An 11702-nucleotide genomic window follows, 5' to 3' on the forward strand; every position below is an offset into this window, starting at 1 on the left:
CTTTTTATATATCGATAAGATCACACGAAAAGACTACTATGATACAAGACATCAAAGCACGTATCCTCGCTGGCGGTGAGATCACCGAAGAGGAAGCACTTGCTTTGCTTACCACTCCTCACAAGGAGGAGCTATACCAAGCAGCACACGAGATCACCGAGCACTTTATGGGGAAGGCATTCGATACCTGCTCCATCATCAACGCTAAGAGTGGGAACTGCCCCGAGGACTGTAAGTGGTGTGCACAGAGCGCTCACTATTCGACCTCCGCAGAGCGCTACTCTGTCGTCAGCCCCAGCGCTTGTGTAGCGCAGGCCAGCTACAATCGCAAGCAGGGTATCGGGCGCTTCTCGCTCGTGGCGAGTGGGCGTCGCCAGACCGATCGAGAGATCGATATGATGAGCATCAGCTACCGCGCCATCAAGCGGGCACATCCTGAGCTCAAGTGCTGTGCCTCGCTGGGGCTACTCACCGAGCCACAGCTGAAGAAGCTCTTTGATAGCGGCGTGACGACCTACCATTGCAATGTGGAGACTTCTCCCAGCTACTTCCGTGAGCTATGTACGACACACACGCAGGAGGACAAGGAAGCGACTCTCGAGGCCGCTCGCCGTGTAGGTATGCGTATCTGCTGTGGCGGTATCATCGGCATGGGTGAGACACTGGAGCAGCGTGTCGAGCTTGCCTTCTACGTCAAGCGCCTGAAGAGCTACAGCATCCCGATGAATATCCTCCAGCCCATCGCTGGTACTCCGCTCGGTAACTCCACTCCGCTCACTGAGGATGAAGTCCTCTCGGCTATCGCAGTCTTCCGCATGGTCAATCCTCGGGCATTCCTCCGCTTCTCTGGTGGACGCGCACAGCTCTCCCCCGAGACGCAATACAAGGCTATCTACGTCGGTATCAATGCCGCTATCACGGGTGATCTGCTCACGACCATTGGCCGTCAAGCCGAGGATGATATGAAGATGATCGAGGCTTGTGGTAAGGTCAATACGCCCGAGGACTGGGAAGTGCACTACAACTATTAGTCGCCACTATCATCTATCATTATGGTACAGGGTGTACTGATTACCTTCGTCCTCTATCTCTTCTTCCTCTTCCTTATCACCTTCTGGACGCGTAGACGAGGCACGAATGCGGACTTCTTCCTTGCAGGGCGTGCTACCCCTTGGTGGATCGTCTCGATCGGGATGCTCGGCGACTCGATCTCGGGTGTGACCTTCGTCTCGGTGCCAGGGATGGTGCAGCAGATGGATATGAGCTATATGCAGCTGGTCTTGGGCTTCTTCTTTGGCTACATCGTCATCGCCTATGTCCTCCTGCCACTCTACTATCGTCTACAGCTCGTCTCGATCTATACCTATCTGGAGCAGCGCTTCGGACGGCATAGCTATCGTACGGGTGCACTCTTCTTCATCATCTCGAAGCTCTTCGGGGCAGCCGCGAAGCTCTTCCTCATCACGCTTATCCTGCAGCAGCTCGTCTTTGCTCCGATAGGAGTGCCGTATATCGTCACGGTCCTCGGGGTCGTCGGCATCATCTGGCTCTACACGCAGCGTGGTGGCATGGGTACGATCATCTGGACGGACGTCTTGCAGACGGTCTGCCTTGTGCTCACGCTGGGACTCATCGTCTATGTCGTCTCGGGGCAACTGGGGCTTAACCTCTCGGGTATCGTGCGCTTGGTCAGGGAAGATCCCCACAGCCGAGTCTTCTTCTTTGACGACTGGACGAGCCCGCTGTACTTCTGGAAGCAGTTCGTCAGCGGTATCTTCATCGTCATCGTGATGACGGGCTTGGATCAGAATATGATGCAGAAGAACCTCACGTGCCGTACACTCCGTGAGGCCCGTACGAATATGCTTACCTACGGCTTCGGCTTCCTCCCGCTGAACTATCTCTTCCTCGTCTTGGGGATTCTCCTCCTGCACTTCGGTGCAGCGCATGGCTTGACCCTGCCTGAGCGAGGAGATGATATCCTGCCCTTCCTCGCCGCAGGGCACTTAGGTCCGTGGGTCCTGATCTTCTTCACGCTGGGTATTACTGCTGCTTCATTCTCCAATGCTGACTCGGCTCTGACCAGCCTCACGACTTCGGTCTGTACCGATCTCCTCGGTATGAGGCTCGAGGATGATGCGGTAGAGGAGCACCGTCGCTGGTGGATTCATTTAGCTATGTGTGTGGCCTTCGCTCTCATGGTACTCCTCATCAGTCAGATCCAGCAGAGCTCCCTGCTGAAGACGATCTTCACGGCAGTCTCCTATACCTATGGGCCACTCTTAGGACTCTTCGCTTTCGGGCTCTTCACACGCTGGGTGGTACGTGATCGCTTCACGCCCTACCTCTGCATCCTCTCTCCCTTTGTGAGCTACGGCGTCGCAGTGGCAGCGGAGAGCCTATGGGGCTATAAGGTCGGATACGAGATTCTCCTATTCAATGGCTTATTTACCTTCCTCGGCTTGTGTCTCCTTCGTGACGGCAAGCGAGGTGAGGTCCACGTCTAATCAATCTTTTATCTACAGATGAAGCAAACAAACATGCAGACCTCTGTCGCGCTACGCTTCCGGCGTATGACGCGCAAGAGCTACGGTGCCTTCAACACGATGCACCGTATCATCAACATCGGTACGCTCACCAGCCTGGCGCTGGCTTGCGCCTACACCTCCACCGTCAGTGCGCAGAATGTAGCTGCGTCTGAGCCTGAGTACAACCTCGGTGAGCCCGACAAGGAGCTTACGGGGGTCACGGTCACAGCCTCTAAGACAGCTACCCCGCTGAATGAAGCTACGCGACTCGTCACCGTCATCTCGGCACGTGAGATCGCCCAGACCCCTGCGCGAAGTATCCAAGAGCTGCTGAACTATGTAGCGGGTATCGACGTCGCACAGCGCGGTGCCCAAGGGGTACAGGCCGATGTCTCCATTCGTGGCGGCTCACACGAGCAGATCGTCATCCTCCTCAATGGGGTCAATGTCAGCAGCAGTAAGACGGGGCACCTAAGCTTCGATTTCCCTATCAACCTCTCGGATATCGAGCGTATCGAGGTGCTTCGTGGCCCCTCAGCTCTTATCTATGGTACGGGTGCTTTCTCGGGGGCTATCAACATCATCACCAAGCACAGCGCAGAGACCTCCCTCTATGCCAAGGCTACTGCGGGTATGCACCGCCTCGTGGGTGCAGAGCTCCGTGGAGCGATGACGTGGGGCAAGACGGAGAATAGCCTCTCGCTGAGCCGCCGCTCCAGTGCTGGCTACCGCACGAATACCGACTACGAGATCTATAATGCCCTCTGGCAAACACGCCTAAATCTCCCAGCGGAGAACAAGATGGATCTCCAGCTCGGCTACAATGAGAAAAAGTTTGGTGCCAACTCCTTCTATTCGGCTAAGTATCCCAATCAGTACGAGCATACCCAGCGTATGATCGCCTCGCTGCGTGGTGACCTTGGTGGTGAGCGCCTGCGTCTTCTCCCCACTATCTATTGGGATCGTGAGTACGACTGCTTCGAGCTGGTGCGTGGGACGACCTTTGGGCAGAACCACCATATCGTGAATAACTATGGTGCTGGGCTCATCGCCAACTACAGCTCCCTCCTCGGGACGACGACACTCGGTGGTGAGCTTCGCTATGAGGAGGTCATCGGGAATAAGCTCGGTACACCACGCGCTAAGCCCGAGAGCTACTACACGAAGTTCGGTAGTCGAACGAATGTCAGCCTCAGTCTGGAGCATACAGTCAAGCTGGATAAGTGGCTGATCTCCGCTGGGACGCTTATGAGTCATAATACACTCCTCTCAGGGAAGTATACCTTCCTCCCTTCGGTGAGTGTGAACTATCATCCCCTTGATCGCTGGAGCTTCGTCGCTACTTGGAGTCGCTCGATGCGTCTGCCGACCTTGAACGACCTCTGGTATACCGACCCTGTCCACAAGCATGGAGACAATCTCCAGCCTGAGTATGCCCACTCCTTTGAGGCTATTGCGAAGTACCAGACCTCGCACGTAGAGGCGCACCTCTCTTACTTCTTGATGAAGGGGAGCAACCTCATTGACTGGGTGAAGTTCGACCGCACGGAGACGGCCTTCACCTCGCACAATATCGCTGAGCTTACGAACCAAGGTCTCGAAGCTGGGCTGGCTCTTCGCCTTGGCGAGTACCTGCCCTTCCTTGGTGATGCGGGACGTCTCAGCCTTGACTACCTCTATATGACGCAGAGGCATCGTGCTCCTGGTGTCGCGATGTCTAAGTATGCGCTGAACTATCTCCGCCACAAGTTCACGGCACAGCTCGCACACAACGTCGGCTCTCGAATAGAAGCCCTCTGGGCGCTGCGCTATCAGGATCGTGTCAATCAAGCCAGTCCCTTTGCGACGCTTGACCTCAAGCTCGACTATCGTCTGACGAATCACCTCCGTGCTGGCCTCGAGCTGAATAATATCACCGACACGCAGTACGCTGATATCGCTGGCGTACCGCAGCCTGGCTTCTGGCTCTCGGGGAGTATCAGCTACAGCCTATAGGTACGCTCCCCCCTTTCTACGTTGATACGTCAAGCCCCCACCGAAGTGCATAAGAAGATGCCTGAGGTCGGGGGCTTGCTTTATATGCCTGTTTCATAAGTGAATAGTGTGGAGGACGTATGTAGTTATAGGATGGGGTGCTATGAACCTATATAGATCGCTGACGTGACCTATATAGGTCCGAGTGACGACCAATATAGGTCGAGTCTGTGACCTATATAGCTCTTCCCGCTGACCTATATGAGACTGTTGCGGCAGAGTCCTGCCCTCTATTTATTCAGCTAAGGCATCGCACGCCCAGCTCCCTGATATACCCCTCCGAAGTGATACGCAAGCTCCTCGCCTTATCGTGAGTATTCCTCTTATTCAGCGGAGGGAAAAGCTTTGTTTTCGTGAAGAAAAATGCACCTTCCCGTAGTGGTATTCTTCTATCTATGTACGTAGTCTTAAAGACCAGGCACGTAAATCCAAATATCCACGTACGTAGATATTAGAGCCACGTACGTAGTCCAAACTTATCTGCTACTCGTCCAGAACTTTTATCCCTACGCGGAGCAACAACCTAATAGAGGTCACTTCACAAAGCTATATAGGGATCAGTCCAAAGCAATATAGCTTTCTTCGTCATCCTATATAGGTTCATAGCACCTACTCCAATGGAATGCTCTTGCTCGGATAATAGGAGAGGGGCCTATTCTTTACGCTTTGACTGGGGAGCTGTGTCGCACGCTCGTGTGGTGCTGATCACTCCTCGTGGAGGTGCCTGCAGGGGAGATAGCAAGGTGGCTGTGTGAGTCTACGGGCAGGAGCTGTTATCTTTTTGTATCTTTGCTCTATGTGCGCACGTCTGAAACTGCCCCGATTGATCTGGGGTGCGTGTGGCACGAACTAAAGAGAATAGACTGACGTATATAATAAGGTATAAGGACTGATGGGAAAGAATAACCTGATCTTCGGGATCCACCCACTTATCGAAGCCCTGGAGGCAGGTCGTGAGATTGATAAGATCTTACTCAAGCGCGGACTGCGTAGCAGCGAAGTGAGCCATATCATGGATGTGGCCAAGGAGCGTACGATCCCTGTGCAGATCGTCCCCGAGGAGCGCCTGACACGTCTGACGCGCAAGCAGCATCAGGGGGTCATCGCCTTCATCAGCGAGATCGAGTACACGCAGCTGGATCAGCTCATCCCGATGCTCTACGAAGAAGGACGCTCTCCCTTCGTTGTCCTCTTGGACGGACTCACGGATGTGCGAAACTTCGGTGCTATCGCCCGTACGGCAGAGTGCGCTGGTGTGGATGCGATCATCATCCCCGAGCGAGGGAGTGTGTCGGTGACTGCCGATGCCGTCAAGACCTCCGCTGGGGCGCTCCACCGTATCCCCGTCTGCCGAGTCAGCTCGATACAGGCTGCTGTTACCCTACTGCAGGAGAACGGCATCCAGATCGTCGCTGCCTCAGAGAAGGCCGCAGATATCTATACCGAGAGTGAGCTGTCGCTTCCCCTCGGTCTGGTCCTTGGGGCTGAAGATCACGGGGTGTCACAGGATGTCCTGCGCCGTGCGGATAAGATCGTCCGTATCCCCCAGGTCGGTGCTATCGGTTCGCTCAATGTCTCGGTCGCTGGCGGTATCCTCATCTATGAGGTCGTGCGTCAGGTAGGCCTCGGTGCTGAGTGATAGCCCTTTCATAATAGCTACTCTACACTATGCTCACTAAGATCTACGCTGACTCCCCCGACTATCGCTTGCTCACCGAGCTTGTCGATGAGCTCCGTCGTGGTGCGATCTTCATCTATCCCACGGCTTCGGGCTACGCCTACTGCTGTGACGCGCTGCACCAGCGTGCCATCGAGGAGATCTGTCGCCTAAAGAAGATCGACCCGAAGAAGAAGGCGCTCTCTATCGCCTGTGCTTCGCTGAGCCAGGTGTCAGAGTACTGTAAGATGAATGACCGCGCCTTTAAGTTCATCAAGGATCACGAGGTCAACTATACCTTCATCCTCCCAGCATCGGGTGCCCTGCCACGTATCTTCAAGCAGCGCCGTGAGGTGGGTGTCCGCCTTGCCCAGCATCCTATCGGCCGTCTTCTTGCCGAGCACTTAGGCAATCCACTGATCACCTCTTCGCTCCCCATAGAGGATGAGGACGAGCCCGAGTATTGCACCAATCCCGAGCTCATCGACGAGCGCTACGGGAATGCCGTCTACACCATCCTCGATGCTGGCGACATCCCGCTGGCTCCCTCGACGATCGTCGACTGCACAGAGGAGCCCTTCGAGGTGCTCCGCTATGGCCATGGGCGCCTGGCCGATGAGGAGCCCTTACTCAAGAAAGATTAGACTACAGCATATCACTTATGTCGAAAGAATCTGAGCTTATAGCTTACTATACTGACGAAGACGTCGAGGAGCCTCGCCTCCGAGAGCGTGTCCTTCGCAACTGGATCCGTGAGGTCGCTGCCAGCTATGACCGTCGTGTCGGCGAGCTCTGCTACCAGTTCTGTGGTGATGAGCGCATCCTGCAGACCAATCAAGACTTTCTCGATCATGACTACTATACCGATATCATCACCTTCGACGAGAGTGAGGGGAATGTGATCTCGGGGGACATGCTTATCAGCCTTGATACGGTGCGTAGCAATGCCGAGCTCCTTGGCAACGAGTATGCCGAAGAGCTGCACCGTGTGATCATCCATGGTGTCCTCCATCTCTGCGGGCTCAAGGATAAGAGCCCCGAGGACGAGGAGCGTATGCGTGAGGCAGAGGATAAGGCCTTGATCCGACTGCATGAGTTGGTCGGTGAAGGGACGCCACTCTTTGACTAAAGTGATGGCTTCATCGTGCCTCGGCGCGGTGATAGGAAGCCGCTCCTCTTACCGTAGTTGCGGTATATTCCAGATAAAAGCCGTTTCTTTGTGGTATCATTGACTATCTGACCACTAAGTGAATTTAATCATCGATCAGGGAAACTCGGTCTGCAAAGTGGCCGTGGCGGATGGAGGTGAGCTCATCGCCCACTACTCCTTCCCTCAAGTTTCCCTACGAGAAGCTGGGGTCATCTTATCCGATCATCCAGCTCTGCAGGCGGCGATCTATAGCTCTGTCGCAGCTGTCGACAAGATGCTACTCAGCCTGCTCGCTGAGCGTATCCCCACCGTGCTGCAGGTCGACGAGCATATAGCCGTACCTGTAAGCGTGGCTTACGACCGCAAGCGCCTCGGTAGTGACCGTATGGCGGCTGTCGTCGGGGCACATACTCTGGCACCCGAGGGTGTCAGCCTCTTGGTCATAGACCTGGGGACGGCGATCACCTATGAGCAGATCTCCCCTAAGGGGGAATATACCGGGGGGAATATCTCCCCAGGGCTCTATACCCGACTCAAGGCGCTGAATCACTTCACCTCGCGCCTACCGTTGATCCACGAGATCACGCCTCCCGTACGAGACTTCGGGCAGACAACCTCCGAGGCGATTACCTCAGGAGTGCTCCGTGGAGTGATCTATGAGATCAAGGGATATATAGATGAAGCTAAGGCGTCAGACCCTAATGTCAAGGTCTACGTCACAGGGGGCGATGCTCCTCTCATCGAGCAGTACCTCCCCGAAGAGGTATGCGTAGAGCCCGACCTCGTCCTCTATGGACTGAATAAGATACTGGAGTACAACAGATGATAAAGCAGAAGAAGATCCTCAGCTACCTCCTCTCCGCAGGACTACTTACAGCTGGGACAGCAGGCGCCCTTAGCGCCCAGAGCAACTCAGACCGCTCGCCCTATAGTCGCTTCGGCTATGGGACACTCGGTATGCGCCAGACGGCTACGACACGAGCTCTCGGGGGTATCGGTGCGGGTCTGCGTGACGGCCTCGTCGTCAACCCCGCTAACCCTGCCTCCTATACCGCTGTCGACTCCATGACCTTCATCATGGATCTGGCAGTGTCGCTGCGTGGATCTCACCTCGCTGAGGGCGGGAATCGTGATAGCCGTGTCTTGGGTAACCTTGATTACGCTACGATCCTCTTCCCCGTGAGCCGTCATATCGCGGTCAGTGCAGGGATCACTCCCTTCTCGACCGTGGGCTATCGCTTCGGTAGCCTCGAGAAGCTCCAGGGAGATAGCCAGAATAACTATCAACGTACCTATCTGGGACAGGGTGGCTTCAGCGACCTTTACCTCGGTGTAGCAGGGCGTATTGGCGGTTTCTCCCTCGGGGTGAATGGCTCCTATGTCTTCGGCTACACGACGCAGGAGCGTCAGGTATATATCGGGTCGGATGGTGCATCCAATCCCTTCTACCGCACGCAGCTCCAGCTCAAGGGCTTCAAGGCTGATATCGGTGCGCAGTACCAGCTGGATCTGGATCAGAAGAAGGGACGTAGCCTCGTCGTGGGTGCTACGTTCGCCCCTGAGATCAAGCTCCGCTCGACGCTCATCGATCAGCACTTCCTCAGCGCAGAGAATTCCAGCCAGCTTGTACCCGAGTCCTCAGATACGATCACCTCACGTAGCCTCCACCATGTGCCTATGAGCTACTCGGTCGGTGCTACCTATCGCCATAGTGAGAGCCTCCTTGTCGGAGCAGGCTTCACCTATATGCAGTGGGCTAAGGCTACCGGTCTTGCTCAGGATGGTGCTGCACCTCGCGATCACTATCGTGTAGGCCTTGGTGCCGAGTGGATCCCCGATCCTCGTGGTCGTGGACTCTTCTCTCGCTCCCGCTATCGCTTTGGTCTGAGTGGGGCTAACTCCTATATGCTCGTCCCAACCTCCTCGGGTGAGCAGAAGGGTTACAATGAACTCACCGCATCGGTCGGTATCGGTATGCCGCTCATCGACCGTCGTTCGCTCGTCAATATTACCGTAGACTATAAGTACCTCACTCCTCAGGCCACCGGTATGGTGCGTGAGCACTCACTTGGCCTCACTGTGGGGATTCTCTTCAATGAGAACTGGTTCCGCAAGGCACGTATCAACTAGGGGTTATATAGCCTTGCTATGGACTATCCGCCGCTCTATATGGTGGAGGTCTACGGCCGACTATGCGCTAATCATTTACACACTAAAGACAAGAGACAATGAAACTGAACAGAATGATCCTGGTAGCAGCTCTCGGACTTCTCTCGACGGCTGCTTATGCCCAGACGGGTAGAGCTACAGGTACTCCTTTTGGCTCAGGTGAAGACAGCATCCGCTGCCGCCAAAGTATCAGCCTGCTGACCAGCTTTGGTAAGACGGCGAACTATGCCGACGCCTATGAGCATTGGCAGAAGGCGTACGACAACTGCCCCGCAGCATCTAAGAATATATACATCATCGGTGCTAAGATCCTTCACTGGAAGCTTGGTCAGGCTAAGACTGCAGATGAAAAGAAGAAGATCCTCAACCAGCTGATGAAGCTCTATGACGACCGTATCACTTACTTCGGTGATGATGCTAAGGTCGGTACGCCTCAGATCCTGGCTGATAAGATCGAGGACTACAAGACGATCGCAGGTGCTGATGCAGACTTCACACAGGTCTATCAGTGGGCTAAGCCTGTCGTAGAGCGCTACAAGGCCGAGTCGCCTATCCAGCTCCTCTACTACTATGTCTTCAGCTCGCGCCTCATCGCTTCTAAGGATGAGTCGAAGATCGACCAGTACATCAACGAGTATACGCAGGCTGCTGAGTACGCAGATGCTATCCTCGCTGCTGCTGAGACAGACGAAGCTAAGAAGGTCATCGAGACGTACAAGAATCAGATGGACACGGAGTTCGCTCAGAGCGGTCTGGCCAGCTGTGACAAGCTCGAGAAGACCTATACGGTAGAGAAGATCGATCAGCATAAGACGGATAAGGCCTTCCTGCAGAATGTCCTCGCACTCTTCCAGCGTGCAGGCTGCGATGGCAATGCTTCTGTACGTGCCGGTCGCTACCTCTTCGATATCGAGCCTTCGGTCACGGCGGCTATGGGTATCGCTGGTGAAGCTATCCGCGATAAGCGCTACGCTGAGGCTACGGAGTTCCTCAACAAGGCTATTGACCTGGCTAAGAACTCTTCTGACCGCCTCAAGTGCTACGAAGCACTCTTCCAGATCGCTCAGGTACAGCGCAACAGTGGTGCAGCTATCTCTTACGGGAACAAGATCCTCGCTGAGAATCCCCGTAATGGTCGCGTACTGCTCTACCTCGCTGAGCTCTCCGCTGGTAATGCTTCTCGCTACTATCCCGATGACAAGATCAAGCAGCGCTGCTACTACTATCTCGTCATCAATAAGCTCCGCCATGCTGCCAGCGTAGACCCCTCGGTCTCTGCTCAGGCTAATCGCGCTATCGCCAACTACTCTCGCTACCTCCCCTCTGCACAGGAGATCTTCATGCATCCTGATATCAAGAAGGGTTCTACGGTTAGCTTCGGTGGCGAAAGTGTCGTCATCCCCTAATCTACATAGCTCGCTCTATGTCTGATCTCCCTTCGCACTTAGGTGCAAGAGAGAGGGAAGAAGCCCTCCGCCGTCTGGATACTCCATCCAGACAGCGGGGGACTTCTCGTTCGTATCCCTTCGCTATGCTCTTTGTCTTCTGCACGCTCTTCCTTTCGCTGGGGGCATGCAGCAAGAAGAAAGTCGAGGTGAAGAATCTGGCGGTCAATCCCGACTCGCTCTATACAGCTCGTATGGTAGCGCTCAATACGCTCATCTCGGACTCTGGACTCATCCGCTATCGTATGACCGCTCCCGAGCTTCTGATCTATGAGCGTAATGACCGCAATGAATGGGTCTTCCCACGTGGTCTTGTCCTACGGCCCTATGACCTCAAGAGCGGTAGTCAGGTCTTCATCAAGGCAGACTCCGCTATCCGCCGACCGCTCAAGGAGGAGTGGGAGCTCATCGGTCACGTCCTTGTCCAGGGACCTGATGGGCAGCGCCTCAAGACGAAGCGTCTCTTTTGGCTTCGTGCTGAGAAGCGCCTCTATTCGGATGATACGACTTACTTCCTCACCCAAGGCAAGGAGCTTCGTGGCTCCCACTTCAATGCTAAGGATGATCTCAGCTGGTATGAGATCTACGACAACAAGGGTGCCTTTGACTACGACGAGAATAAGGCGACCTCACCTACTGCACCTGCAGCCCCACGGGCCGATACGCTGAAGCAAGCTCCCCATCTCTAAGCTCTTCAGCGCAGTGTGCTCTCACCATCG

10 protein-coding genes are annotated in these 11702 nt (G+C 54.9%); all 10 read left to right on the top strand.

What is annotated here, in order from left to right:
* Positions 1-38 precede the first annotated feature (38 nt).
* The 10 genes from bioB to lptC all read left to right on the top strand — a co-directional run bounded on the left by bioB (position 39) and on the right by lptC (position 11672).
* Positions 39-1031, top strand: a complete 993-nt coding sequence (gene bioB / locus KO088_RS00935; protein WP_044114236.1) for a biotin synthase BioB — start codon at positions 39-41, stop codon at positions 1029-1031.
* Positions 1032-1052: 21 nt separating this feature from the next.
* Complete coding sequence (locus KO088_RS00940) at positions 1053-2507, top strand: sodium:solute symporter (protein ID WP_215492946.1); 1455 nt, start codon at positions 1053-1055, stop codon at positions 2505-2507.
* A gap of 18 nt (positions 2508-2525) precedes the next feature.
* Positions 2526-4523 (top strand): TonB-dependent receptor, encoded by a 1998-nt coding sequence (locus KO088_RS00945; protein WP_251419698.1) that lies wholly within the window; start codon positions 2526-2528, stop codon positions 4521-4523.
* A gap of 931 nt (positions 4524-5454) precedes the next feature.
* Entirely contained in the window at positions 5455-6201 is a 747-nt protein-coding gene (gene rlmB, locus KO088_RS00950) for a 23S rRNA (guanosine(2251)-2'-O)-methyltransferase RlmB (RefSeq protein ID WP_215492947.1), read from the top strand.
* 29 nt (positions 6202-6230) lie between these two features.
* On the top strand, positions 6231-6863 hold the full coding sequence (locus tag KO088_RS00955; RefSeq protein WP_009433493.1) for an L-threonylcarbamoyladenylate synthase: 633 nt from the start codon (positions 6231-6233) through the stop codon (positions 6861-6863).
* 17 nt (positions 6864-6880) lie between these two features.
* A complete protein-coding gene (ybeY, locus tag KO088_RS00960; protein WP_215492948.1) occupies positions 6881-7348 on the top strand; it encodes an rRNA maturation RNase YbeY in 468 nt (155 codons plus the stop codon).
* Positions 7349-7466: 118 nt separating this feature from the next.
* Entirely contained in the window at positions 7467-8195 is a 729-nt protein-coding gene (locus KO088_RS00965; protein ID WP_215492950.1) for a type III pantothenate kinase, read from the top strand.
* Positions 8192-9499 (top strand): BamG family beta-barrel-assembly machinery protein, encoded by a 1308-nt coding sequence (gene bamG / locus KO088_RS00970; RefSeq protein ID WP_215492952.1) that lies wholly within the window; start codon positions 8192-8194, stop codon positions 9497-9499. The genes KO088_RS00965 and bamG overlap by 4 nt, the downstream gene beginning before the upstream one ends.
* 98 nt (positions 9500-9597) lie before the next feature.
* Positions 9598-10944: a tetratricopeptide repeat protein gene (locus KO088_RS00975; RefSeq protein ID WP_251419700.1), complete on the top strand. Its 1347-nt coding sequence runs from the start codon at positions 9598-9600 to the stop codon at positions 10942-10944.
* A gap of 17 nt (positions 10945-10961) precedes the next feature.
* The gene (gene lptC, locus KO088_RS00980) at positions 10962-11672 is read left to right on the top strand and encodes an LPS export ABC transporter periplasmic protein LptC (RefSeq protein WP_215492953.1); all 711 of its coding nucleotides are present in this window, start codon (positions 10962-10964) and stop codon (positions 11670-11672) included.
* Positions 11673-11702: the final 30 nt, after the last annotated feature.

It is taken from the genome of Porphyromonas bobii (assembly GCF_943169685.1).
Taxonomy (GTDB): domain Bacteria; phylum Bacteroidota; class Bacteroidia; order Bacteroidales; family Porphyromonadaceae; genus Porphyromonas; species Porphyromonas pasteri.

Bases quoted from the DNA above. Each gene is read 5' to 3' on its own strand.
- KO088_RS00975 (WP_251419700.1), top strand. From the start codon at position 9,598: ATGAAACTGAACAGAATGATCCTGGTAGCAGCTCTCGGACTTCTCTCG.
- lptC (WP_215492953.1), top strand. From the start codon at position 10,962: ATGTCTGATCTCCCTTCGCACTTAGGTGCAAGAGAGAGGGAAGAAGCC.
- KO088_RS00955 (WP_009433493.1), top strand. From the start codon at position 6,231: ATGCTCACTAAGATCTACGCTGACTCCCCCGACTATCGCTTGCTCACC.
- bamG (WP_215492952.1), top strand. From the start codon at position 8,192: ATGATAAAGCAGAAGAAGATCCTCAGCTACCTCCTCTCCGCAGGACTA.
- ybeY (WP_215492948.1), top strand. From the start codon at position 6,881: ATGTCGAAAGAATCTGAGCTTATAGCTTACTATACTGACGAAGACGTC.
- KO088_RS00945 (WP_251419698.1), top strand. From the start codon at position 2,526: ATGAAGCAAACAAACATGCAGACCTCTGTCGCGCTACGCTTCCGGCGT.
- KO088_RS00940 (WP_215492946.1), top strand. From the start codon at position 1,053: ATGGTACAGGGTGTACTGATTACCTTCGTCCTCTATCTCTTCTTCCTC.
- rlmB (WP_215492947.1), top strand. From the start codon at position 5,455: ATGGGAAAGAATAACCTGATCTTCGGGATCCACCCACTTATCGAAGCC.
- bioB (WP_044114236.1), top strand. From the start codon at position 39: ATGATACAAGACATCAAAGCACGTATCCTCGCTGGCGGTGAGATCACC.